Annotated in this window: 20 protein-coding genes; 14 read left to right on the plus strand and 6 right to left on the minus strand. The window is 70.0% G+C overall.

Annotated elements, in window-relative coordinates; all coding sequences use genetic code 11:
- The first annotated feature begins 1 nt into the window (after window position 1).
- From MYA_RS00550 to MYA_RS00565, 4 genes are all read left to right on the plus strand, one after another.
- Window positions 2–670, plus strand: coding sequence for a TetR/AcrR family transcriptional regulator (locus MYA_RS00550; protein ID WP_014722181.1), 669 nt, complete (start codon window positions 2–4; stop codon window positions 668–670).
- Between the two features lie 227 nt (window positions 671–897).
- Window positions 898–2,052 carry a pyridoxal phosphate-dependent aminotransferase gene (locus MYA_RS00555; protein ID WP_014722182.1) on the plus strand — a complete coding sequence of 385 codons (1,155 nt, stop codon included), beginning with the start codon at window positions 898–900 and terminating at the stop codon, window positions 2,050–2,052.
- Between the two features lie 115 nt (window positions 2,053–2,167).
- Window positions 2,168–2,956 (plus strand): ABC transporter substrate-binding protein, encoded by a 789-nt coding sequence (locus MYA_RS00560; protein WP_014722183.1) that lies wholly within the window; start codon window positions 2,168–2,170, stop codon window positions 2,954–2,956.
- 12 nt (window positions 2,957–2,968) lie between these two features.
- The gene (locus MYA_RS00565; protein WP_014722184.1) at window positions 2,969–4,411 is read left to right on the plus strand and encodes an FAD-binding oxidoreductase; all 1,443 of its coding nucleotides are present in this window, start codon (window positions 2,969–2,971) and stop codon (window positions 4,409–4,411) included.
- Window positions 4,412–4,436: 25 nt separating this feature from the next.
- On the opposite strand, the gene MYA_RS00570 is transcribed toward MYA_RS00565, so the two are convergent.
- Window positions 4,437–5,009 carry a PadR family transcriptional regulator gene (locus tag MYA_RS00570; protein ID WP_011882830.1) on the minus strand — a complete coding sequence of 191 codons (573 nt, stop codon included), beginning with the start codon at window positions 5,007–5,009 and terminating at the stop codon, window positions 4,437–4,439.
- 68 nt (window positions 5,010–5,077) lie between these two features.
- A complete protein-coding gene (gene cadR, locus MYA_RS00575; protein ID WP_011882831.1) occupies window positions 5,078–5,509 on the minus strand; it encodes a Cd(II)/Pb(II)-responsive transcriptional regulator in 432 nt (143 codons plus the stop codon).
- Window positions 5,510–5,590: 81 nt separating this feature from the next.
- On the opposite strand from cadR, the gene MYA_RS00580 reads away from it, so the two are divergent.
- The 6 genes from MYA_RS00580 (at window position 5,591) to eutC (ending at window position 14,780) form a co-directional block, all read left to right on the plus strand.
- Complete coding sequence (locus MYA_RS00580) at window positions 5,591–8,227, plus strand: heavy metal translocating P-type ATPase (protein ID WP_041493720.1); 2,637 nt, start codon at window positions 5,591–5,593, stop codon at window positions 8,225–8,227.
- 10 nt (window positions 8,228–8,237) lie between these two features.
- Window positions 8,238–8,678: a zinc ribbon domain-containing protein gene (locus tag MYA_RS29095; RefSeq protein WP_081062943.1), complete on the plus strand. Its 441-nt coding sequence runs from the start codon at window positions 8,238–8,240 to the stop codon at window positions 8,676–8,678.
- Between the two features lie 430 nt (window positions 8,679–9,108).
- Window positions 9,109–10,572 (plus strand): mechanosensitive ion channel, encoded by a 1,464-nt coding sequence (locus tag MYA_RS00585; RefSeq protein WP_014722191.1) that lies wholly within the window; start codon window positions 9,109–9,111, stop codon window positions 10,570–10,572.
- A gap of 407 nt (window positions 10,573–10,979) precedes the next feature.
- Window positions 10,980–12,392 carry an ethanolamine permease gene (eat, locus tag MYA_RS00590; RefSeq protein WP_014722192.1) on the plus strand — a complete coding sequence of 471 codons (1,413 nt, stop codon included), beginning with the start codon at window positions 10,980–10,982 and terminating at the stop codon, window positions 12,390–12,392.
- Window positions 12,393–12,594: 202 nt separating this feature from the next.
- Window positions 12,595–13,992, plus strand: a complete 1,398-nt coding sequence (locus MYA_RS00595) for an ethanolamine ammonia-lyase subunit EutB (RefSeq protein ID WP_011882836.1) — start codon at window positions 12,595–12,597, stop codon at window positions 13,990–13,992.
- On the plus strand, window positions 13,989–14,780 hold the full coding sequence (eutC, locus tag MYA_RS00600) for an ethanolamine ammonia-lyase subunit EutC (protein ID WP_011882837.1): 792 nt from the start codon (window positions 13,989–13,991) through the stop codon (window positions 14,778–14,780). Before MYA_RS00595 ends, eutC begins: the two co-directional genes overlap by 4 nt.
- Window positions 14,781–14,834: 54 nt before the next feature.
- On the opposite strand, the gene MYA_RS00605 is transcribed toward eutC, so the two are convergent.
- Window positions 14,835–15,719, minus strand: coding sequence for a LysR family transcriptional regulator (locus MYA_RS00605; RefSeq protein WP_014722193.1), 885 nt, complete (start codon window positions 15,717–15,719; stop codon window positions 14,835–14,837).
- Window positions 15,720–15,867: 148 nt separating this feature from the next.
- Here MYA_RS00605 and MYA_RS00610 point away from each other — a divergent pair, with 148 nt between their 5' ends.
- Window positions 15,868–17,472, plus strand: coding sequence for an MFS transporter (locus MYA_RS00610; RefSeq protein ID WP_014722194.1), 1,605 nt, complete (start codon window positions 15,868–15,870; stop codon window positions 17,470–17,472).
- A 40-nt stretch (window positions 17,473–17,512) separates the two neighbouring features.
- Here MYA_RS00610 and MYA_RS00615 read toward each other — a convergent pair whose 3' ends face one another.
- Entirely contained in the window at window positions 17,513–17,941 is a 429-nt protein-coding gene (locus MYA_RS00615) for a pyridoxamine 5'-phosphate oxidase family protein (RefSeq protein WP_014722195.1), read from the minus strand.
- Between the two features lie 314 nt (window positions 17,942–18,255).
- On the opposite strand from MYA_RS00615, the gene exaC reads away from it, so the two are divergent.
- From exaC to MYA_RS00630, 3 genes are all read left to right on the plus strand, one after another.
- Window positions 18,256–19,782 carry an acetaldehyde dehydrogenase ExaC gene (gene exaC / locus MYA_RS00620; RefSeq protein WP_011882841.1) on the plus strand — a complete coding sequence of 509 codons (1,527 nt, stop codon included), beginning with the start codon at window positions 18,256–18,258 and terminating at the stop codon, window positions 19,780–19,782.
- 445 nt (window positions 19,783–20,227) lie between these two features.
- Window positions 20,228–20,764, plus strand: coding sequence for a hypothetical protein (locus MYA_RS00625; protein WP_014722196.1), 537 nt, complete (start codon window positions 20,228–20,230; stop codon window positions 20,762–20,764).
- Between the two features lie 194 nt (window positions 20,765–20,958).
- Entirely contained in the window at window positions 20,959–21,993 is a 1,035-nt protein-coding gene (locus MYA_RS00630) for a helix-turn-helix domain-containing protein (protein WP_011882843.1), read from the plus strand.
- A gap of 294 nt (window positions 21,994–22,287) precedes the next feature.
- On the opposite strand, the gene MYA_RS00635 is transcribed toward MYA_RS00630, so the two are convergent.
- Window positions 22,288–23,415, minus strand: a complete 1,128-nt coding sequence (locus tag MYA_RS00635; RefSeq protein ID WP_014722198.1) for an ADP-heptose--LPS heptosyltransferase — start codon at window positions 23,413–23,415, stop codon at window positions 22,288–22,290.
- Complete coding sequence (locus MYA_RS00640) at window positions 23,412–25,115, minus strand: thiamine pyrophosphate-binding protein (RefSeq protein ID WP_014722199.1); 1,704 nt, start codon at window positions 25,113–25,115, stop codon at window positions 23,412–23,414. The genes MYA_RS00635 and MYA_RS00640 overlap by 4 nt, the downstream gene beginning before the upstream one ends.
- Between the last annotated feature and the right edge of the window lie 103 nt (window positions 25,116–25,218).

The raw sequence follows: 25,218 nt of genomic DNA on the forward strand, positions 1-25,218 counted from the left end.
TATGCCGCCGCGACATGTTCAGGTTCCGGCGCCGCCCGGTCAGCCGGGCGCGCAACCCGCGCCCGCGTTGCGCCGCCGGCCGCGCCAGTCGCGCGCTCAGGCCACGTCCGATGCGTTGCAGCAGGCGTTCGTTCAGCTTTTGCTCGAACGCGGGCACGCGAACGTGACGATCCGCGAGATCGCGGCGGTCGCCGGCGTGAGCGTCGGCACCTTCTACGAATACTTCGGCGACAAGCAGAGCCTCGCCGCGCTGTGCATCCACCGGCGCGTGCTGGCGCTCGCCGAGCGGCTGCGTGCGGCCGCGCACGGGCTGCGCGGCATGCCGCGCGCCGAGGTCGCGGCCGCGCTCGTCGATCTGCAGGTGGAAGTGATCGCCGCCGATGCGGCGCTGTGGGGCGCGCTGTTCGTGCTGGAGCGTCAGGTGTCGCCGCTTGCCGCGTACCGCCGCCATTACACGGCCTATGTCGCGTTGTGGCGCGACGCGCTCGCGCAGGCCGGCGACCCGCCGCCGGCCGCGCGGCTCGAGGCGTGCGCGCGGATGGCGCACGCGCTCTGCTATGGCGGCGTGTCGCAGGCGCTGCTGACGCTCGGGCCGGCGCTCGACTTCGCCGCGCTGCGCCGCGAGCTGCACGCCGCGCTGGGCGGCTATCTGGCGGCGCTGCACGACTGACACGCGCCGCGGCCGCGCGGCTTCTCCGCACGACGATGCCTGATACGCATGCGTGAACGGCATATGCCCGCGCGATGCCGGGCCACGCGTATCGAACGCCATGAGCAAAACGCATGGCCGTCATGACGAACTTTCGATTGTGCGTCGATATTGGCTCGGGCTAAATCGCCCGACACCGGCATCGCCGCGCACCGCGCCGGCATGCCCGACGGACATCAGGAGGAGTCATGCGAAGCGCCATCACGCACCGTTCGAAACTGCCGGACGTCGGCACGACGATCTTCACGGTGATCGGCCAGCTTGCCGCGCAGCACGATGCGCTGAACCTGTCGCAAGGCGCGCCGAATTTCGCGCCCGATCCCGCGCTGATCGACGGCGTCGCGCGCGCGATGCGCGACGGGCACAACCAGTACGCGCCGATGGCCGGCGTCGTGTCGCTGCGCGAGCGGCTCGCGGAAAAGACCGAGGCGCTGTACGGCGCGCGTTACGATCCGGGCACCGAGATCACCGTGATCGCGAGCGCGAGCGAGGGCTTGTACGCGGCGATCAGCGCGCTCGTGCATCCGGGCGACGAGGTCATCTATTTCGAGCCGGCGTTCGACAGCTATGCGCCGATCGTGCGGATGCAGCACGCGACGCCGGTGGCGATCAAGCTGTCGCCCGAGCATTTCCGCGTCGACTGGGACGAAGTGGCCGCGGCGATCACGCCGCGCACGCGGATGATCGTCGTCAACACGCCGCACAACCCGACCGCGACGGTGTTCCGCGCCGACGATCTCGAACGCCTCGCGCAGCTCACGCGCAATACCGACATCGTGGTGCTGTCCGACGAGGTCTACGAGCACGTCGTGTTCGACGGCGCTCAGCACCAGAGCGTCGCGCGGCATCGCGAGCTGGCCGAGCGCAGCGTGATCGTGTCGTCGTTCGGCAAGTCGTTCCACGTGACGGGCTGGCGCGTCGGTTATTGCGTCGCGCCGGCCGCGCTGATGGACGAGATCCGCAAGGTCCACCAGTTCATGACGTTCTCGGCCGACACGCCGATGCAGGTCGCGTTCGCGCAGATGCTCGCGCGGCCGGAAAGCTATCTGGGCCTGTCGGCGTTCTATCAGGCCAAGCGCGACCTGCTCGCGCGCGAGCTGGCCGGCTCGCGCCTGCAGCTGCTGCCGAGCGAGGGCTCGTTCTTCATGCTCGCGCGCTTCCGGCACCTGTCGGACGAACGCGACAGCGACTTCGTGCTGCGCGTGATCCGCGATGTGCGCGTCGCGACGATTCCGTTGTCGGCGTTCTATGCGGACGGCACCGATACGGGCGTGATCCGCCTCAGTTTCTCGAAGGACGACGCGACGCTGATCGAGGGCGCGCGGCGATTGCGTTCGCTGTAACGCGCGGGCGCGGCCCGCATCCCAAGCACGCGACGGGCACGTCGCACGGAAAGCCACCGACGGACCCGGCGCACGTGCCGCTGCACGGCGCCGCCCGACCAGCCAGGAGATCACGATGAAGCATGTCCCCATCCTCAAGTTCGCGTTCGCAATCGCATGTGCGCTCGGCGCGGGCGCCGCGCTCGCCGACGCACAGACGCTGCGCTTCGGCCTCGAGGCGCAGTACCCGCCGTTCGAATCGAAGGCGCCGAACGGCGACCTGCAGGGCTTCGACATCGACGTCGGCAACACGGTGTGCGAGCGCGCGAAACTCACGTGCAAGTGGGTGGAGACATCGTTCGACGGGTTGATCCCGGCGCTGAAGGGACGCAAGTTCGACGCGATCAATTCGGCGATGAACGCGACCGAGCAACGGCGTCAGGCGATCGATTTCACGACGATCATCTATCGCGTGCCGACGCAGCTGATCGCGCGCACCGGCAGCGGCCTGCTGCCGACGCCCGACGCGCTGAAGGGCAAGCGTGTCGGCGTGCTGCAGGCGTCGATCCAGGAAACCTATGCGAAGGCGCACTGGGAGCCGGCCGGCGTGTCGGTCGTCGCGTATCAGGACCAGAACCAGGCGTACGCGGATCTCGTCGCGGGCCGCCTCGACGCGACGCTGGTGCTCGCGCCGGCCGGCCAGCGCGGTTTCCTGTCGCGCCCGGACGGCAAGGGTTTCGCGTTCGTCGGCCAGCCGGTGCGCGACGACCGGATCCTCGGCAGCGGGATCGCGTTCGGGCTGCGCAAGGGCGACGACGCGCTGAAGACCAAGCTCGATGCGGCAATCGAGCAGCTGAAGGCCGACGGCACCGTGAAGACGCTCGGCCGGAAGTACTTCGGCGACGTCGATATCTCCGCCAAGTAAGCGGTGCGGACGATGCAGAGCCTGCCCGCGGCCGGCGTGCCGGACGGCCCTGGCGTGCCGCCGCAGGCGGACGACGCGCTCGCCACGGCGCTCGCCGCCGCGCTGGGCGATGCGCTGGATGATGGCCTCGTCACGCGCTCGGCCGACATCGAGCCGCGCTACTTCACCGCGTACAACGAGCCGGCCGGCGTGCGCCCGCGCGCGCTGGTGCGGCCGCGCAGCGTCGACGAGGTGTCGCGCACGCTTGCGCTGTGCACGCGCCTCGCGCAGCCGGTCGTGCCGCAGGGCGGCCTCACCGGGCTCGCGCGCGGCGCGGTCGCGCTGGGCGGCGAGATCGTGCTGTCGATGGAGCGCTTCGCCGGCGTCGAGGCGATCGACGCGGCGGCCGGCACGATGACGGTGCGCGCCGGCACGCCGCTGCAGACCGTGCAGGAGGCGGCGGACGCGGCGGGCTTCACGTTCGGCGTCGATCTCGGCGCGCGCGGGTCGTGCCAGATCGGCGGCATGCTCGCGACCAACGCGGGCGGCACGCGCGCGATCCGCTACGGGATGATGCGCGAGCAGGTGCTCGGGCTGGAGGCCGTGCTGGCGGACGGCACCGTCGTGTCGTCGATGAACCGGATGCTGAAGAACAACGCCGGTTACGACCTGAAGCAGCTGTTCATCGGCAGCGAGGGCACGCTCGGCGTCGTCACGCGCGCCGTGCTGCGGCTGCATCCGAAGCTGGCCGAGCCGGCTACCGCGTTGTGCCGCGTGCAGGGCTACGATGCCGTCGTCGAGCTGTGGAACCGCCTGCGCGCGCTGCCGGAGCTCGTCAGTTTCGAAGCGATGTGGCCGGCCTTTTACGACTACGTCGCGCGTCATACGCCCGGCGTCGTCGCGCCGTTGGCGGGCGACGGCGGCTTCGCGGTGCTGATCGAGTGCGCGACCAGCGCGCCGGGCGGCGATGCGCGCGCGGCGCTGGAAGCCGCGCTCGCGGACGCGCTCGACGCGGGCCTCGTCGACGATGCCGTGCTCGCGACCTCGGCGCGGCAGGCGCGCGACGTGTGGACGCTGCGCGAAGGCCTCGCGATCGATGCGCTGCCGCACCTGATGAACTTCGACGTGAGCCTGCCGACCAGTGAGCTCGGCGCGTTCGCCGTACGCTGCGAAGCGGCGTTGCGCGGGCGCTGGCCGGACATCGTGTGTCTGTTCTTCGGCCATGTCGGCGACGGCAACGTGCATGTCGGCGTATCGCTCGCCGGCCGGCGCGACGCGGATGCCGAGGCGATCGACGATTGCGTCTACGCGGTCGTACGCGACATGGGCGGCTCGGTGTCGGCGGAGCACGGCATCGGCGTGCTCAAGCGCCGCTATCTCGCGCACACGCGCAGTGAAGCCGAGATCGCGCTGATGCGGCGCCTGAAGGCCGCGCTCGATCCCGCCGGCGTGCTCAATCCCGGCAAGGTGCTTTGACGGGTGCAGGCGGGGCGGGCGCGCGTCAGGCGTCGACCCAGCGCAGCGCGCCGATCTTCAGGTGTTCGACGACGCTGCGCGTCCAGTCGAGCTCCGCGTTGAGCATCACGAGCGCGTGTTCGTTCTGCAGCAGGAACAGGCGCGGCACCTGATCGCCTTGCGCGGCGTTGCGCAGCGCATCAAGGCGCTCGCGTTCGGCCTCGAGCGCGTCGATGCGGCGCTCCAGCTGGCGGCGCGCATCGTCGGCATCGAGCAGCGGCAGGAACGCGAGGCCGGCGCCGAACGCGGTGAATTCGCGCGCCGGTTCGGCGAGCAGCGCATGCAGCCAGGCCTGTCCCGCCTTGTGGCCGGCTTCCGTCAGCTTGTACAGCGTGCGTTCGGGAAACGCGCCGTCACGCTCGGTGTCGTGCACGGCGATCAGCCCGTCGCGCAACAGCCGGTCGATCATCTGGTAAAGGCTCGTGCGCTGCCGCACGTTGACGACTTCGTCATAGCCGCGCGCTTTCAGCTGCTGCAGCATCCCGTACGGATGCATCGGTGTTTCGGTGAGGGTCGCCAGCACGGCGAGGGCGAGCGGTGACGGGCGGCTGACCGGCATGGGTAGTTCATCTATATCTAGTCATGACATGACTAGTATTGGGCAAACTATCGGATCCGACAAGGGCTTCAGCCGAGGTGCGAGCGTTTTGCGGGCGGCGCGACCGTCTCCATGGTCGTCAGACCGTGGACGATCCCGCAGTCCTCGACCGAATGTTCGCCGACGCACTGGCGGCGCAGTTCGATCAGCTGGTCGCGCAGATGCGTGAGTTCGGCGAGGCGCGCGTCGACGTGGCCGATATGTTCGTCGAGCAGTGCATTGACCGAATCGCACGGATCGGCCGGCGTGTCGGTGAGTTGCAGCAGCGCGCGGATTTCGTCGTGCGCCATGTCGAGCGCGCGGCAGTTGCGGATGAAGCGCAGCCGTTCGACGTGCACGTCGGTGTAGTTGCGGTAGTTCGAATCGGTGCGCTCCGCATCCGGCATCAGCCCCTCCCGCTCGTAGAAGCGGATCGTTTCGGGCGTGCAGCGGGCCGCTTTGGCCAGTTCGCCGATCTTCATGGCTTTCTCCGTTGTAAGGGTTGACCTTGTAGCGACTTCAGGGTGTTAACTCTACCTCGTCCAGCCATAGAGGAGGTCTTCATGACCGACGCCCAGCGTACCCCCGACCCACGACACCGCCATGCCGACGGCGCCGCGACCTGCTGCGCCGACGCGCGCGACACGCAGGCGTGCTGCGCCGGCGACGCGGCGCCGGCGGGCGGCGAGCACGCACACGGCGATGCGGCGGCGCGCGGCGTACGTCCGGAGGCCGATGGTCATGAGCACGCCGATTCGCGCGCGCACGGCGCGCAGCACGATCACGGCGTCGCTGCTGCGGGCGGGGCGCGGGGGGATGGGCACGTGCATGGGGCGGCTTGTTCGCAGGGCCACGCCCACGAGCATGCTCACGAGCACGAGCACGAGCACGAGCACGAGCACGAGCACGAGCACGAGCACGAGCACGAGCACGAGCACGAGCACGAGCACGACCACGACCACGACCACGACCACGACCACGACCATGCGGCCGGCTGCTGCTGCGCGCCGCCCGCGCCGACGCTCGCGCCGCTGCCCGCTGCACGGGCGACCGCATCGGGCCACGTGCGCTCCGCGTTCCGGATCATGCAGATGGATTGCCCGACCGAGGAGACGCTGATCCGCAAGAAGCTCGGCGCGATGCAGCAGGTGTCGGCGCTGGAGTTCAACCTGATGCAGCGGATGCTGACCGTCGACCACGTGCCCGGCGCGCAGCCGGCGATCGAAAGCGCGATCCGCACGCTCGGGATGACGCCCGAGGCTGCATCGGCGGACACGCCCGCCGCGCCCGTCGACGCGCCGCGTGCGAAGTCCTGGTGGCCGCTCGCGCTCGCCGGCGTCGCCGCGGTCGCGTCGGAGGCGGTGAACTGGGCCGGCCTGCCGGTTTGGCTGTCGGCAGCGCTGGCGATCGCCGCCGTCCTCGCGTGCGGGCTGACCACCTACAGGAAGGGCTGGATCGCGATCCGCAACGGCAACCTGAACATCAACGCGCTGATGAGCATCGCGGTGACGGGCGCGATGGCGATCGGCCAGTGGCCGGAAGCGGCGATGGTGATGGTGCTGTTCACGATCGCCGAACTGATCGAGGCGAAGTCGCTCGACCGGGCGCGCAACGCGATCCAGGGGCTGATGCAGCTCGCACCGGACACCGCGACCGTGCAGGACGCCGACGGCACGTGGCGCACGCTCGACGCCGCGCAGATTGCGCCGGGCGCGATCGTGCGCGTGAAGCCGGGCGAGCGGATCGGCCTCGACGGCGAGGTCGTTGCCGGGCGCTCGACGGTGAACCAGGCGCCGATCACCGGCGAGAGCCTGCCCGTCGACAAGACGACCGGCGACGCGGTGTACGCCGGCACGATCAACGAATCGGGTTCGTTCGACTATCGTGTGACGGCGGCCGCATCGAACTCGACGCTCGCACGGATCATCCATGCGGTCGAGCAGGCGCAGGGCGCGAAGGCGCCGACGCAGCGCTTCGTCGACCGCTTCGCGCGCGTCTACACGCCGATCGTGTTTGCGATCGCGCTGCTGGTGGCCGTCGTCCCGCCGCTCGTCATCGGCGACGCGTGGCACGACTGGATCTACCGCGCGCTGGTGCTGCTCGTGATCGCATGCCCGTGCGCACTGGTGATCTCGACGCCCGTCACGATCGTGTCGGGGCTCGCGGCCGCGGCGCGACGCGGGATCCTCGTGAAAGGCGGCGTGTATCTGGAACAGGGCCGCACGCTGTCGTGGCTCGCGCTCGACAAGACCGGCACGATCACGCACGGCAAGCCGGTGCAGACCGACTTCGACCTGCATGCCGAGCACGCCGACGCCGCGCAGGTGCGCCGGCTCGGCGCGAGCCTCGCGGCGCGCTCCGATCACCCGGTGTCGCAGGCGATCGCCGCGGCCGCCCGCGATGCGAGCGCGGCTGCGTTCGACGAGGTGACGGACTTCGAGGCGCTCGCCGGGCGCGGCGTGCGCGGCACGATCGGCGGTGCGCGCTACTGGCTCGGCAATCACCGGCTCGTCGAGGAGCTCGAACGCTGCTCGCCGGCGCTCGAAGCGAAGCTCGACGTGCTCGAGCGGCAGGGCAAGAGCGTCGTGATGCTGATCGACGAGGCGCGCGTGCTCGGCATCTTCGCGGTGGCCGACACGATCAAGGAGACGAGCCGCGCTGCGATCGCCGATCTGCATGCGCTCGGCATCCGCACCGCGATGCTGACGGGCGACAACCCGCACACCGCGCAGGCGATCGCGCAACAGGCCGGCATCGACGATGCGCGCGGCAACCAGCTGCCCGAAGACAAGCTCGCGGCGGTCGAGGAGCTGTCGGCGCGCGGCGCGGGCGCGGTCGGGATGGTCGGCGACGGCATCAACGACGCGCCGGCGCTCGCGCGCGCCGATATCGGCTTCGCGATGGGCGCGATGGGCACCGACACGGCGATCGAGACGGCCGACGTCGCGTTGATGGACGACGACCTGCGCAAGATCCCCGCGTTCGTGCGGCTGTCGCGGGCGACGCACCGCGTGCTGGTGCAGAACATCGGCTTCGCGCTCGGCGTGAAGATTGTGTTCCTCGGTCTCACGATCGCCGGGCTCGGCACGATGTGGATGGCCGTGTTCGCGGACGCCGGCGCGAGCCTGATCGTCGTGGGCAACGGGTTGCGGCTGCTGTCGAAGGCCGGCGTGTTCGACGCCGCGCGCACGCAGCGCTGAGGAGCGGGCGATGGGGTTGCTGAAACGGGTGTTTGGCGGGTGGGGTGGTCGGCACGGGGGCGGGCACGGCGGCTCACACGGCTCACACGGCTCACACGGCTCACACGGCTCACACGGCGGCGGGCACGGCAGCGGACCGCAGAGCGGCCATGGCGGCGGCCATCACGGCGAGCGAGGCCGCGAACTGTACGACGCGCACGACGCGCACGGCCGCGATCGCGATCGCCATGACTGGGGCCGGCAGCCGCCGACCGGCGGCCGGGGCGTGCCCGGCGCCGACTTGTCGTTGCGCCAACTCGTATGCGCGGGCTGCGGTGCGCTCAACGCGCCGGCCGCGCGATTCTGCGCGCAGTGCGGCGTATCGCAGCGTGGCCGCGCGTGCGGCCGTTGCCAGGCAGCACTCGCCGCCGACGCGCGCTTTTGTCCGAACTGCGGGACGCAGGCCGGCTAGACGCGCAAGCACGGGTATCGTTGCCGACAGACCGACAGACCGACAGACCGACAGACCGACAGACCGACAGACCGACAGACCGGCAGACCGGCAGACCGGCAGACCGACAGACCCACCCCCGCACCCCTCCGCGACCGCATCGACCGGCTTCCCTCCCGGCCCAGACATCCCGATACCCCGGACCCGCGTTCGCCCCACGTCATCGCCAGCCCCCTCTCCCAGCCATCGTCCGCCCCCGAATCGCCCCCTTTTAATTTGTACGAATCGGGGTTCACCCCTCCGATCACCGACTAAAGTTAAAGAGGGTGAAATCGGATCAACGCGTCATTTTTCTCGGGTAAGTTCGCCGGACGGTAACGCACGGTTTTCGAAGTACGCAGGTAGTTCGTCGACGTTCAATCGCAACGCCACGTTTTCGGGAGAAGAAGAAATGGATGCTTCCAGCTTCATCACGTCGCTGCAGACCACGCTGGGCGGCTACCTGCCCAAGATAGCCGGCGCGATCGGCCTGTTGCTGATCGGCTGGCTGATCGCCGTGGCCGTGCGGGCCGGCGCGCTCCGGCTGCTGAACGCGCTGAACGTCGACCGGCGGATCAGCGAAAGCACCGGTCAGGGCGCGTGCGTCGAGCGGATCATCGCCGCCGGGCTGTTCTGGCTCGTGCTGCTCGTCACCGCGGTCGGCATCTTCAACGTGCTCAATCTGTACGCGGTGTCCAATCCGTTCTCGCTGCTCGTCACGCACATCGTCGACTACCTGCCGAACCTGATCGGCGGCGCGGCGCTGACGCTGATCGCGTGGCTCATCGCGTCGCTGCTGCGCAGCCTCGCGAACCGCGCACTGAAGGCGAGCAAGGTCGACACCGCGCTGGCCGAAAGCGCGGGCATGCAGCCGATGAGCGGCTATCTCGGCGACGTGCTGTTCTGGCTCGTCATCCTGATGTTCCTGCCCGCGATTCTCGGGTCGTTCGCGTTGTCCGGACTGCTGGCGCCGGTGCAGGGAATGGTCGACAAGCTGCTCGCGATCGTGCCGAACCTGTTCGCGGCGGCGATGATCGGCTTCGTCGGCTGGATCGTCGCGCGCGTGCTGCGCGGCCTCGTGACGAACCTGCTGGTCGCGGCCGGCGCCGACCGCCTCACCGCGCGCCTCGACAGCCCGACGCCGGTGCGCGTGTCGAGCCTGATCGGCACGATCGTCTACGTGTTCGTGTTCGTGCCGACGCTGATCTCCGCGCTCGATGCGCTGAAGATCGAGGCGATCTCGATCCCTGCGACCAACATGCTGAACCAGTTCCTCGGCGCGGTGCCCGACATCGTCGCGGCGATCGTGATCGTGGTGGTGACGTTCTATTTCGCGCGCTTCGTCGCGTCGCTCACGCAGAAGCTGCTGGAAGCCGCCGGCGCCGACGGGCTGCCGGCCGTGCTCGGCGTCGAGCGCGTGTTCTCCGGGATGCTGCAGCCGTCGGTGCTCGTCGCACGGCTGATCGTGTTCTTCGCGATGCTGTTCGCGGCGGTCGAGGCGGCCAACCGGCTCGGCTTCACGCAGGTGCGCGACGTCGTCACGCTGTTCATCGAATTCGGTGGTCACGTGCTGATGGGCGGCGTGATCCTCGTGATCGGCGTGTGGCTCGCCGGGCTTGCACGGCGCGTGATCGAGCAGGCCGACCGTGAGCACAGCGTATTGTTCGCACGGATCGCGCAGTTCGCGATCCTCGGCCTCGTGTTCGCGATGGGGCTGCGCGCGATGGGCATCGCCAACGAGATCGTGCAGCTCGCGTTCGGCCTCGTGCTCGGCGCGGTCGCGGTCGCGGTCGCGCTGTCGTTCGGTCTCGGCGGCCGCGAAGCGGCCGGCAAGCTGCTCGACCGCTGGTTCAACCAGCGCGGCGGCGGTCAGTAACGCCGCACGGGGCGTCCGCGCCGCGTGAGTCACTCACGCCGCGCGGACTACCCACGCCGCGCGAGCCACTCACGCCGCGCGGACTACCCACGCCGCGCGAGCCACCCCCACCGCGTGGACCACCAACGCCGTGTGAGCCTCTCATGCCGCGCGGACTACCAACGCCGCGCGAGCCACCCACACCGCGCGAGGCGTCCACACCGCCCGAGCCACCACACCCCGCTCCGGCGCGCTCCGCGCGCGCCCAGCGCGCCTGCATAACGTCCCGCACCACGCGCCCGGCGTTTCCGTCAGCGAAACGTCAGCCGCCATCTTTGCCGAATTTCGATAACACGTCGTTTTATGACTCTCTAGCATCGATTCTCAGTCGCGCGGGCAGGCAGGCCGGCGCCCTTCAGGAGAATCCGATGAAAGCAGAGTCGAATGGCCGGCCCGCAGCCGGCGCCAAGTCGTCCGGCCAGCCCGCGCTGCAGCAAACGCTCGGCACCTGGCAACTGTGGGGCATCGCGGTCGGCCTCGTGATCTCCGGCGAGTACTTCGGCTGGAGCTACGGCTGGGCGAGCGCCGGCACGCTGGGCTTCGTCATCACCGCGCTGTTCGTCGCGGCGATGTACACCACCTTCATCTTCAGCTTCACCGAGCTGACCACGTCGATCCCGCACGCGGGCGGCCCGTTCGCGTATGCGCGCCGCGCATTCGGCCCGACCGGCGGCTATCTCGCCGGCGCCGCGACGCTCGTCGAATTCGTGTTCGCGCCGCCCGCCATCGCGCTGGCGATCGGCGCATACCTGCACGTGCAGTTCCCTGGGCTCGAGCCGAAGCACGCGGCGATGGGCGCGTATCTCGTGTTCATGGCGCTGAACATCGTCGGCGTGCAGATCGCCGCGACGTTCGAGCTGGTCGTCACGCTGTTCGCGATCTTCGAGCTGCTGGTGTTCATGGGCGTCGTGTCGCCGGGCTTCGCGTGGAGCAACTTCATGAAGGGCGGCTGGGCCGGTGCCGATCACTTCAGCATGGGCGCGTTCCACGGCATGTTCGCCGCGATTCCGTTCGCGATCTGGTTCTTCCTCGCGATCGAAGGTGTCGCGATGGCCGCCGAGGAAGCGAAGAACCCGAAGCGCTCGATCCCGATCGCCTACGTGGCCGGCATCCTGACGCTCGTGGTCCTCGCGATCGGCGTGATGGTGTTCGCCGGCGGCGCGGGCGACTGGACCAAGCTCGCGAACATCAACGATCCGCTGCCGCAGGCGATGAAGTACATCGTCGGCGCGAACAGCGGCTGGATGCACATGCTGGTGTGGCTCGGGCTGTTCGGGCTGGTCGCGTCGTTCCACGGGATCATCCTCGGCTATTCGCGCCAGATCTTCGCGCTGGCCCGCGAAGGCTATCTGCCCGAATGGCTCGGCAAGGTGCATCCGCGCTTCAAGACCCCGCATCGCGCGATCCTCGCGGGCGGCGTGGTCGGGATCGCCGCGATCTACAGCGACGAGCTGATCCAGTTCGGCGGCCAGACGCTCACCGCGAACATCGTGACGATGTCGGTGTTCGGCGCGATCGTGATGTATATCGTCAGCATGGCGGCGCTGTTCAAGCTGCGCCGCTCGCAACCGAACATGGCGCGGCCGTTCCGTGCGCCGATGTACCCGTTGTTCCCGGCGTTCGCGATCGTGGCGGCCCTCGTGTGCCTCGGAACCATGGTCTACTTCAACGGGCTGGTGGCGATGGTGTTCATCGCGTTCCTGGCGGTCGGCTACGCTTACTTCATCGCGACCCGGTCGCAGCGCGCGAGCGCGCCGGCCGACGTGCTGCTCGAGGAATGACGTTGGCACGCCCGAACGGCGGCGCATGACGGCCTGCGGCGCGCCCGATGGAACGGGCGCGCCGTCGGCGTTCGGCAGGCGGAAGAGGTGGGAAGGAAGGCAGGGAAAGCAGGGCAGCAAGGCAAGCCGTGCAGGCGGTGCACGCACGGCGAGCCCGGCAAACCCGGCAGGCAGCGCAAGCACTGGCAAGGAGATTCGAACGATGTCCTATACGGAGACGATCGGCCCGCGCACGTACCGGTTCGCGGACCTGAAAACGCTGCTCGCGAAGGCGAGCCCGCTGCGCTCGGGCGACCAGCTCGCCGGCGTCGCGGCGGCGAGCGAGGAAGAGCGCGTGGCCGCGAAGATCGCGCTCGCGAGCGTGCCGCTGAAGGCGTTCCTGAACGAGGCGGTGATCCCGTACGAACAGGACGAAGTCACGCGCCTGATCGTCGACGATCACGACGCGCAGGCCTTCGCGGAAATCTCGCATCTGACCGTCGGCGATTTCCGCAACTGGCTGCTGTCGCCGGCGGCCGACGGCGCCGCGCTCGAACGCATCGCACCGGGGCTCACGCCGGAGATGGTCGCGGCCGTGTCGAAGCTGATGCGCAATCAGGATCTGATCGCGGCGGCGAGAAAGCGCCGCGTCGTCACGCGCTTTCGCAACACGGTCGGGCTGCCCGGCCGGATGTCGGTGCGGCTGCAGCCGAATCATCCGACCGACGACGTGAAGGGCATCGCCGCGTCGATGCTCGACGGGCTGATGTACGGCTGCGGCGACGCGATGATCGGCATCAACCCCGCAACCGACAGCCTCGCGGCGATCGTCAAGCTGCTCGCGATGATCGACGGCTTCCGCGAGCGCTACGGCGTGCCGACGCAGTCTTGCGTGCTCACGCACGTGACCAACACGATCGCGGCGATCGACAAGGGCGCGCCGGTCGACCTCGTGTTCCAGTCGATCGCGGGCACCGAGAAGGCGAACGCGAGCTTCGGGATCTCGCTCGCGCTGCTCGGCGAGGCGCGCGCCGCCGCGTTGTCGCTCGCGCGCGGCACCGTCGGCAACAACGTGATGTACTTCGAGACGGGCCAGGGCAGCGCGCTGTCGGCGAACGCGCATTTCGGCGTCGACCAGCAGACCTGCGAAGTGCGCGCGTATGCGGTCGCGCGCAAGTTCGATCCGTTCCTGGTGAACACGGTGGTCGGCTTCATCGGCCCGGAATACCTGTACGACGGCAAGCAGATCATCCGCGCGGGCCTCGAGGATCACTTCTGCGGCAAGCTGCTCGGCGTGCCGATGGGCTGCGACATCTGCTACACGAACCACGCGGAAGCCGACCAGGACGACATGGACACGCTGCTGACGCTGCTCGGCGCGGCCGGCATCAACTTCATCATGGGGATTCCCGGCGCGGACGACGTGATGCTGAACTACCAGAGCACGTCGTTTCACGATCAGTTGTACGTGCGCGAGGTGCTCGGCCTGCGCCGCGCGCCGGAGTTCGAGGAGTGGCTCGAGACGATGGAGATCGCCGACGCGCACGGCGCGCTGCGCGCGGCGAACGCACGCGTGCCGCTGCTCGCGGGCGCGAACGACTGGATGGGGATTTCCGCATGAGCGACGCCGTCGAGAAGAATCCGTGGGCGCAGCTGAAGGCGTTCACGAACGCGCGAATCGCGCTCGGCCGCGCGGGCAGCAGCCTGCCGACCGCGCCGCTGCTCGCGTTCAACCTGTCGCACGCGCAGGCGCGCGACGCCGTGCATCAGCCGCTCGATTCGGAGGCGCTGCGCCGCGAGCTCGACACGGCCGGCTTCGCGACGCTCGGCGTGCAGAGCGCCGCCGTCGATCGCCAGCATTACCTGCGCCGTCCCGATCTCGGCCGCAAGCTGTCGGACGACGGACGCGCGCTGCTGGCCGGCTACGGTGCGATGCTCGACGATGCGCCCGATGTGGTGTTCGTGGTCGGCGACGGGCTGTCCGCGTTCGCGGCCGCGAAGCAGGCGCTGCCGCTGCTGCAGGCCGTGTGCCCGCGGCTGCACGCGGACGGCTGGCGGCTCGGCCCGGTGGTGGTGGCGACGCAGGCGCGCGTCGCGCTCGGCGACGAGATCGGCGAGCTGCTGCGCGCGCGGGCCGTCGCGATGCTGATCGGCGAGCGGCCGGGGCTCAGCTCGCCGGACAGCCTCGGCGTGTACCTGACGTGGGCGCCGAAGGTCGGCTGCCACGACGCGCAGCGCAACTGCATCTCGAACGTGCGGCCCGAAGGCCTGCCGCATGCGGCGGCGGCGCACAAGCTGCACTACCTGATGACCGAGGCGCGCCGGCTGCGGCTCACGGGGGTCGGGCTCAAGGACGACAGCGACGCGCTGTTGCCGCCGCAACAGGCCGAGCGGATCGGCGCCGCGTGACGGTGAGCCGTCGATGGCGCGCGGCGCGGCGGCCGATGCGGGCGCGCGGTTCGGCTACCTGAACAGCCGCTCGCACAGGAAGTCGACGAACACGCGCAGCTTCGGCGACAGCTGCCGGCTCGACGGCCACACGATCGAGAACTGTCCCGGTGCGATCCGGTAGTCGTCGAGCACGGTGACGAGCGTGCCGGCGTCGAGCGCGTCGCGCGCGAGGAAGTCGGGCATGTAGCCGATGCCGAGGCCGGCCATCACCGCGCCGCGCAGCGCTTCCATGTTGTTGCAGGTCATCGCGGTGCGCAGCTTCAGCGGTGTGCCGTCGTCGGCCGCCAGCGCCCAGTCCTGCAGCTTGCCGGTGGTCGGAAAGCAGTAGCGCACGCAATCGTGCGTGTCGAGATCGTGCGGTACGCGCGGCGTGCCGGCCCGCGCGAGATACGCGGGCGTGGCGCACAGCACGAACGCGAACGGGCCGAGCCGCCGCGACATCAGGCTCGAATCCGACAGCGGGCCGCTGCGGATCACCGCGTCGAAGCCGCCTTCGACGACGTCGACCATCCGGTCGTTGAAATCCAGGTCGAGCTCCACTTCCGGATAACGCTCGCGGAACGCCGGCAGCACCGGCAGCAGGAACCGGTAGCCGATCACGGGCAGGCTCACGCGCAGCCTGCCGCGCGGGCGCTGCGCGGACGCCGTGACGGTCGCTTCCGCGTCGCGAAGATCTTCCAGGATGCGCTGGCAGCGCTCGTAGAAATGGCGCCCTTCGTCGGTCAGCGTGACGCGCCGCGTCGTGCGGTTGAACAGGCGTACGCCGAGCGACTGCTCGAGCCGCGCGATCGTCTTGCCGACGGCCGACGCCGAAATGCCCAGCGCGCGGCCGGCCGCGACGAAGCTCAGCGCTTCGGCGGCGCGGACGAACGCGGCGATGCCATTGAGGTTTTCCATCGAGGTCGAGCGAGCTGCGGTTGATCGTGAATTGCGGAATTCTAGTCCGATATATACGGAGCCTTGCACGGTTTTTCGCGGATTCAATCCGATTTATCTTCGATCGCTATCGACGCGCATCCGCGCGCGGCCATTTCGAGGAGCGATGATGGATCACCCGTTTTCAGCCGGTTCGACCGGCGCGGCACACCGGCGCGCGTGGGTGCTGGCGGCCGTGTGCATGGCGGCCGTCGCGTTGCCGCTGTCGTTTTCGGGCGGCGCGGTCGCGACGCCGGCGATCGGCCGCGACCTGCATGGCGGCCCCGTCGCGATGAACTGGATCACCAACGCGTTCATGCTCGCGTTCGGCAGCTGCCTGATGGCGGCGGGCGCGCTGGCCGACCAGTTCGGCCGCAAGCGCGTGTTCGCGATCGGCGTCGGCGGCTTCACGCTGATGTCGGTCGCGCTCGCGTTCGCGCCGTCGATGCTCGCGATCGACCTGCTGCGCGCCGCGCAGGGGCTCGCGGCGGCCGCGGCGCTCTCGGGCGGCACGGCCGCGCTCGCGCAGGAGTTCGACGGCGCGGCCCGCACGCGCGCGTTCAGCCTGCTCGGCACCACGTTCGGCGTCGGCCTCGCGTTCGGGCCGGTGCTCGCGGGCTGGCTGATCGCGCATCACGGCTGGCGCGCGATCTTCGTCACCGGCGCGGCGGCGGGCGTCCTGTCGCTGGCGCTCGGGCTGCCGCGCATGCACGAGTCGCGCGACCCGCATGCGACGGGGCTCGACTGGCCCGGCACCGTCGCGTTCACCGGCGCGCTGACGCTGTTCACGTTCGGCGTGATCGAGGCGCCCGCGCGCGGCTGGACGGACCCGCTCGTCGTCGTGCTGCTGGCCGGCGCGGCGCTCGGCGCGTGCGCGTTCGTCGCGATCGAGACGCGCGTCGCGCGGCCGATGCTCGACCTGTCGCTGTTCCGGATTCCGCGCTTCGTCGGCGTGCAGGTGCTGCCGGTGTCGACCTGCTGCTGCTACATCGTGCTGCTGGTCGTGCTGCCGCTGCGCTTCATCGGCATCGACGGCTTCAGCGAAATCGACGCAGGCTGGCTGATGCTCGCGATCTCCGCGCCGATGCTCATCGTGCCGCTGGTCGCGGCGACGCTCACGCGCTGGCTGTCGGCCGGCGTGATCTCGGGGCTCGGTCTGCTGCTCGCGGCGGCCGGCCTGGTGTGGCTCGATGTGGCGCTGCGCGGCGGCGCCGGGCCGGCCGCGATTGGGCCGATGCTCGCGATCGGCATCGGCGCGGGGATGCCGTGGGGGTTGATGGACGGGCTGTCGGTCAGCGTCGTGCCGAAGGAGCGCGCGGGGATGGCGACGGGGATCTTCAGCACGACGCGCGTGGCGGGCGAGGGCATCGCGCTCGCGATCGCCGGCGCGGTGCTGGCGACGCTTGCGCACGCCGATCTGCGGCGCGTGCCGGCGGGCGGCGCGTCTGGCGCATCCGATGCGGCGCTGCGCGCGGCCGCGCGGCTCGCGACCGGCGATCTCGCCGGCGCGGCGGCCGTGTTGCCGGGCGTCGATCGCGCGACGCTGTTGGCGAGTTATTTGCACGCGTTCGACCGGTTGCTGCTCGCGCTCGCGGTGGTGACGGTGCTGTGCGCGGGTGTGGTGTTCGCGTTTCTCGGCGCGCGGCCGGCGCCGGATGCGACGACGGGCGCCGACGACGGCAGCCGCGCGCGTGGCGATGCGGCGGCGCGGCGTGCGGCGCGCAACGCCGCGTAGTCCTACCGATCCGAAGACACGACGCCCGCCCCACGCCGCGTCACGCCAGCACCAGCGGTGGCAGCCGCGCATCCGCGCGTGCCTGCGCGCGCTCCACCGCGACGACCACGTAGCGCCGCGCATCGGGCCACAGCTGCGCGTGGCTTCCGGCATCTTCGTCGACGGTCGCGCGCCCCTGCACGAGCCACGTCGTCTGCCGCACGAAATCGACGAACAGCAACGCGATCGACGGGTTCACGAGCAGGTTGCCGATCGTGTTGAACAGGTTGTTGCCCGCGAAGTCGGGCAGCACCAGCGTCCTGCGATCGGCCACATGGACCAGCGGCGCGAACGAGCCGTCGGCGCGCGGCTGACGGCCGCGATACGAGCAATCGGCGTCGCCGGCCGCGTTCGCGGTCGCGACGATCAGGAACGCCTGTTCCTGGATGAAGGCGACGGCATCGTCGCTGAGAGGGGCCGCATCGGTCATGGTTCGGTGGTCGCGTCTGGGCGTACGAAACACCGAGCCGTACGCAAGCCACATGCCACGCGCCGACTGTCACACACCGATGCGGCGGCGCGGCTGCGCTGTGGAAAATCCGAACACCCGCGCCGCGGCTGTGCCATCGCATTGTTCAGAATCGACACACTTGCGCGATGCGTGCAGCGACTGCGCGCGGCGGACGGCCGCACGCATCGCTCCGGTTTGCTTGTCGGCCCGCTTTGGCACGCATGTTGCGTAATCCGTGCAGCGCGATCCAACCGGCGCTGCATTCACACAAGCACGATGAACAGGAGACATGTATGAACCCGTTTGACCTGAAACAACTGGGCCTCGACGTCGAATATCCGTATCGTCAGCAGTACGACAACTACATCGGCGGCAAGTGGGTTCCGCCGGTGAAGGGCGACTATTTCGAGAACGTGTCGCCGATCAACGGCAAGCCGTTCTGCCGCGTGCCGCGCTCGGGCGCGGAGGACATCGAGGCCGCACTCGATGCCGCACACGCCGCGCGCCGCAAGTGGGCCAAGACGTCCGTCACCGAGCGTGCGAACCTGCTGCTCGCCGCCGCCGACCGGATGGAGAAGAACCTGAAGCTGCTGGCCGTGGCCGAGACGATCGACAACGGCAAGCCGCTGCGTGAGACGATGGCCGCCGACCTGCCGCTCGCGGTCGACCACTTCCGCTACTTCGCCGGCTGCATCCGCGCGCAGGAAGGCGGCATTTCCGAGATCGACGACAACACCGTCGCATACCACTTCCATGAGCCGCTCGGCGTGGTCGGCCAGATCATCCCGTGGAACTTCCCGCTGCTGATGGCCGCCTGGAAGCTCGCGCCGGCGCTCGCAGCCGGCTGCTGCGTGGTGATGAAGCCCGCCGAGCAGACGCCTGCATCGGTGCTGGTGCTGATGGAGCTGATCGGCGACCTGTTCCCGGCCGGCACGATCAACATCGTCAACGGCTTCGGCAAGGAAGCCGGTGAGGCGCTCGCGACCAGCAAGCGCATCGCGAAGATCGCGTTCACCGGTTCGACGCCGGTCGGCAAGCACATCCTGCGCGCCGCCGCCGAGAGCCTGATTCCTTCGACCGTCGAACTGGGCGGCAAGAGCCCGAACATCTTCTTCGCCGACGTGCTCGACCAGGACGACGCGTTCCTCGACAAGACGCTCGAAGGCCTCGCGATGTTCGCGCTGAACCAGGGCGAAGTGTGCACGTGCCCGTCGCGGATCCTGATCCAGGAATCGATCTACGAGCGCTTCATCGAGAAGGCGGTCGCGCGTGTCGAGCGCATCAAGGCCGGCCATCCGCTCGACCTGCAGACGATGATCGGCGCGCAGGCGTCGCAGCAGCAGCTCGACAAGATCCTGTCGTACATCGACATCGGCCGCGGCGAAGGCGCGCAATGCCTGACGGGCGGCGAACGCACGGCGCCGGCAGCCGATCTCGGCGCGGGCTACTACGTGAAGCCGACGATGCTGCTCGGCAACAACAAGATGCGCGTGTTCCAGGAAGAGATCTTCGGGCCGGTCGCGTCGGTGATGACGTTCAAGGACGAGCAGGAAGCGATCGAACTCGCGAACGACACGTTCTTCGGGCTCGGCGCGGGCGTGTGGACGCGCAACGGCACGCGTGCATACCGGATGGGCCGCGAGATCGAGGCCGGCCGCGTGTGGACCAACTGCTATCACCTGTATCCCGCGCATGCGGCGTTCGGCGGCTACAAGCAGTCGGGCATCGGTCGCGAGACGCACAAGATGGCGCTGTCCAACTATCAGCAGACGAAGTGCCTGCTGGTCAGCTACCAGGCCGAGGCGCTCGGGTTCTTCTGATCGCTGGGGCAGGGGTGAAGCGCCGGGGCCGGACCGTGCCGCACGTGGTGTCGTGCGGCATGTGAGCGCCGTGCGGCGGTGTCTGCTGGTCCGGGTACCGGTCGAGGCGTTCGGGTTGTTCCGATCGCCGCGGCAGCGGTGAGGCGCCGGGGCTGGACCACGCCGCACGCGACGTCGCGCGGCGCGCAAGGGCCGTGCGGCGCTGGCCGGCCGTGCAGTCTGCGGCCAGCAAGCCGCCGTGGCGCACGCTGCATGCGCCGCCGGCCGTCGTGTCCGGTGCTTCATCGTCTGCTGATTGTTCCGCTTCTCGTGGTTCGGGGTTCGCGTTCGATACGCGACGTCGGCCGCGTATCGCCGCAGCGTCCGAGCGCGACGGCAACGACGCCGCCGAGCGCCCGAGCGCGAGCGGCCCGTACCGCATAACGACGCGCCTACCGGAGCCCGCATGGCCGAACCGCCGCGTTCCTTTCCACATCACCCTGTGTTCCACGCGGGCGAACTCGATGCACATCAACGCTTCGGCGTGGCCGACGATGCCGAACGGATGAGCGAGGTCGTCACGACGCGCCTGAGCATCGGCGTGCGCCAGTTCGTCGAGACGCAGCCGTTCATGTTCGTCGGCGCGACGTCCGACGGCGCGGCGACCTGCGATATCGTGCAGAGCCAGCGCGACGCGAACGGCGATCTGCTGCCCGTCGTGCGCGTGGTCGACACGAAAACGCTGCGCTTCGTGCTGCCGCTCCATGACGACGGCAACCGGATCGCCATGCGCGCGGACGAGGCGGTCGGCATCGGGCTGCTGTTCATCGATTTCGTGCGCGGCATCCGTTACCGGATCAACGGCCGCGCGACGTTGCGCACCGACCTCGGCGGCGCCGACGCGGCGCCTTGGGCCGCCGGCAGCCCGATCGTCGAGCTGGCGATCCAGCAGGCGTACGGCAATTGCGGCACGCGCGTCGTGCGCTTGCGGCCGGGCACGTAGCCGGCCGCCGAGGGGCATCGATGGCCGCCGCCGCGCATCGCGCACCCGCCCGGTGCGCGGCGCGCCGCCTACGGGTGCGCCCGTGTTGCGCGCGCCGGCCGTGCGCCGCGCAATGACGGGCTTCTCGCCCGATCGCGCGGTTCGGCACGGGACTTGCGTGACGCACGCGCGCCTGGGCAGCAGAGGAGAACACGATGGAACGACGAGTGGAGTGCGCGGCCGAGCCGACGGCCGAGAACACGCGCTGCAGCGCGCAGGGCGACGACGCGCTCGCCGGCCAGGCGGTCGTCAGCGTCGCGCACGACGCCGACGAACAGGCGCGCAACCTGATCGGCTGGCGGCAAACCTACGACCAGCTCGCGGCCGGCCGCTTCGTCGGCACGCTGACCGAGCTGCCGCTCGACACGATGAAGCTCTTTCGCGAATCGACCAGCCATCTGCTGCGCCAGGCCTGCGAGGTGCGCGGCGACGCATACTGGTTCGGCATCCCGCTCGCGAACGACGGCAGCGCGCGGGTCGACGCATGCCGCATTGGGCCCGGTGCGCTCGCGTTCCGGCCGGGCAACGTCGAATTCGAATTGCTGACGCCCGCGCAGTTTTCGATCTACGGCGTGGTCGTGCGCGGCGACGTGCTGCGCCGTTACGCGGAGGAAGTCGAACACCGCGCGCTCGACGAGCGGCTGTTCGCGCAGCGCGTGATCCAGGTCGGCGACGCGCGGCTCGCGCGGCTGTGTGCACTGCTCGGCCAGCGGCTCGACGGTGCGGCTGCCGCAGGCGGGCCGCTGGCCGATGCGCAGCGCGACGACCTGCAGGCCGGCGTGCTGGCCGCGCTGTTCGACGCGTGCGCGCAGCCGGCCGACGATGGCGTCGGCAGTGCGCCGTCGACGCGGCGCTGGATCGTCGAGCAGGCGCGCGAGTACGTGCTCGCTCACCGTACTCGTCCCGTCGGCGTGCCGGAGCTGTGCGAGCAGCTGCACGTGAGCCGGCGCACGCTGCAGTATTGCTTCCAGGATGTGCTCGGGATGGCGCCCGCCACCTATCTGCGCACGCTGCGGCTCAACGGCGCGCGGCGCGACCTGTGCGGGCGCGCGGCCGGTTCGGTGCAGGACGTCGCGGCCGCGTGGGGCTTCTGGCACCTGAGCCAGTTCGCGACCGACTACCGGCGGATGTTCGGCAAGCGCCCGTCGGAGACGCTGCGCGATCGTGCCGCAATGGTGACGGCCGGCTGACCGGGCGACGCGGGATGCGGCGGCGCGCTTGGGCGTCGGCGTGACCGCCGCGCTCGTATCGGGCGCACTCTGGGGCTGTCGTTCCCGCCGTACCTCCAGCCGTACCTTCCAGCCGTACCTCCAGCCGTACCTCCAGCCGTACCTTCCAGCCGTACCTCCAGCCGTACCTCCAGCCGTACCTCCAGCCGTACCTCCAGCCGTACCTCCAGCCGTACCTCCAGCCGTACCTCCAGCCGTACCTCCAGCCGTACCTCCAGCCGTACCTCCAGCCGTACCTCCAGCCGCACTTCGACCCTAACTCCCCGCCGTACTCCCAGCCGCCCCCGCGACCACCACGTCCCGCGCACTCGGCCAAGACAGCGCCGTCCAGTCGATCGCCCGGTAGGCGGCCTCGACCGCCGCGAGATCGTCCGGCCACTCGCTGCGGTGCAGTCCGTGCAATTCGGCCGGCACGTTCACCGCCACCGGCACGCAGTGCGGATAGTCGCGCACGCGCAGTTCGGGGGCGATCGTCGTGAAACAGCCGAGCGTCGGCACGTCGAAGCCGTCCGCGATATGCAGTGCGGCCGTGTCGGGCGCGAACAGCATGCTCGCACCGGCGATCCACGCGATGAAGTGCGCGGTGTCGGCCGCGTCGCGGCTCACGTCGACGTATGCGGGATGCGCGACCGGCCCGAACCCGGCCACCGGCATCCGGTAACGCTGCGCGAGCATGTCGACGAACGCGGCACGCAGCGCCGGCGGCACGCTGCGTACCGCGGTGCTCGCGGTCGGACAGAACAGCACGTAGGGCCGCCGCCATGCGGGCGGCAGCGCAGGCAGCGGCAGCTTCGCGAGCCAGCGGTTGCGCTTGTCGGCGGCCGGCACCGTGGCCGGATCCGCGCCGAGCGCGGCGAGGAAGAAGTCGATCATCGGCTCGCGCGCGAACGCCGGCCAGTACAGGTGATTGCCGAGATCGATGCAGCGCGTGTGCGCGGGCAGAGCATCGGCTGCGCAAGGCAGCGTGCGCGGCACGGCGACGACGTCGGCTGCGAGCGCATACAGCGCGTCGACGTAGCGCGGCGCGCGGGCCGGCCGGTACACCGTGAAGCGCAGCTGCGGATGGCGCGCGCGCAACGCCGCGAGCGCGCTCAGCCCGATCACCGAATCGCCGAGCGCGACGCCCATCCCGTTGATCACGTGCACGTCGGCCGTACGCGCGTAGTCGAGCCGGAACGGCCGCTGGGCCGCATGCAGCAGGCCCAGCGCAGGTGCGGCCGGCAGGTACTCGGCCGCCCATTCGCTGCCGTGCTCGAGATCGTACGGTGCGACCAGCGTGCCGTCGCGCGCGAGCAGCGTGCCGGGGTAGGCGAGCGCAGCGTCGCGCGACAGTGCGACGCCGACGCCCGCGCCGGCGCCCGCCGCAAGCGGTGTCGCGGTCATGCGCCGCGCGCGCGACGGCCCTGCTCGCGGATCTGCTCGAGCGTCGCGGCCGGCGTGCTGGCGTCCTGCGGGATGCGGATCTCGATCAGCGCCGGCAGTCCGCAGCCGAGCGCGCGCTCCAATGCCGGCCCGAACTCGGCGGTGTGCGCGACCGTCTCGCCATGCGCGCCGAACGCGCGCGCATATGCGGCGAAATCGGGGTTCGTCAGGCCCGTGCCGTGCACGCGTCCCGGATAGTTGCGCTCCTGATGCATGCGGATCGTGCCGAAATGGCCGTTGTTGACGACGATCACGACGATGTTCAGCCCGTACTGCATCGCGGTCGCGAGCTCGTTGCCGGCCATCATGAAGCAGCCGTCGCCGGCGAGCGCGACGACCGCGCGCGTCGGATAAAGCGACTTCGCGGCGAGCGCGGCCGGCAGTCCATAACCCATTGCGCCGCTGGTGGGCGCGAGCTGCGACCGAAAATGCCGGTACGCGAAGTGGCGATGCAGCCAGATCGCGTAATTGCCGGCGCCGTTGGTCAGGATCGCATCGTGCGGCAGACGCTCGCGCAACTGCACCATCACGTCGCCGAGCTGGACGTCGCCGGGCATCGGCAGCGGCGCATGCCATTCGCGGTACGCGCGGTGCGCATCGGCGACCGTGCCGGCCCACGGCCGTTGCGGCGGCGGCTCCAGCGCGGCGAGCGGCGCGGCGATCTCGGGCATCCCCGCCACGATCGGCAGATCGGGCGCATACACGCGGCCGAGCTCGTCGGCGCCCTGGTGGACGTGAATCAGCGTCTGGTGCGTCTTCGGGATGTCGAGCAGCGTGTAGCCGGCCGTCGTCGCTTCGCCGAGCCGCGGGCCGAGTACGAGGAGCAGGTCGGCGTCGCGAATGCGCCGGCCGAGCGCGGGATTGATGCCGAGACCGACGTCGCCCGCGTAGTTCGGATGCGCGTTGTCGAACGTGTCCTGGAAGCGGAACGCGCACGCGACGGGCAACTGCCAGCGCTCGACGAAGGTTCGCAGGTTCGCGCAGGCGTCCGGTGTCCAGCCGCTGCCGCCGACGATCACGAACGGCCGCTCGGCGCGCGCGAGCCGTTCGCGCAATTCGTCGAGCTGCGCGGCCGACGGCGACGCCGCGATGCGTTTCGCGGCCGGCACGGCCGGTTGCGGCGCACATGCTTCGGACAACACGTCTTCCGGCAGCGCGAGCACGACGGGCCCTGGGCGGCCCGAGGTCGCGACATGGAACGCGTGGCTCAGATATTCGGGAATGCGGCGCGGGTCATCGATCTGCGCGACCCACTTCGCCATCTGGCCGAACATGCGGCGATAGTCGATTTCCTGGAACGCTTCGCGATCGAGGTGTTCGCGCGCGCACTGGCCGACGAACAGGATCATCGGCGTCGAATCCTGGAACGCCGTATGCACGCCGATCGACGCGTGGGTCGCTCCCGGCCCGCGCGTGACGAACGCGATGCCGGGCCGGCTCGTCAGCTTGCCGACCGCCTCGGCCATGTTGGCCGCCGCCGCCTCGTGCCGGCAGACGACCGTCTGGATGCGCGCGGTGTCGTCCGCGAGCGCATCGAGCACGGCGAGGAAGCTCTCGCCCGGCACGCAGAACACGCGTTCGACGTGATTGGCGAGCAACGCATCGACGAGCAGTCGCGCGCCCGTGGTGGTGCTCGGCTCGAGATCCTTGGAATGCGACATGGGCTGCCGTCTCCCTGGGTAGCGGGACGTACAGCTTACGCCGGTTGCCCGCCCGGTGAAAAGGGGCGGAACGAGGGGCGTTCACCGGAGCACGGCCGGGCGT

This window comes from Burkholderia sp. KJ006 (assembly GCF_000262695.1).
Taxonomy (GTDB): Bacteria; Pseudomonadota; Gammaproteobacteria; order Burkholderiales; family Burkholderiaceae; genus Burkholderia; species Burkholderia vietnamiensis.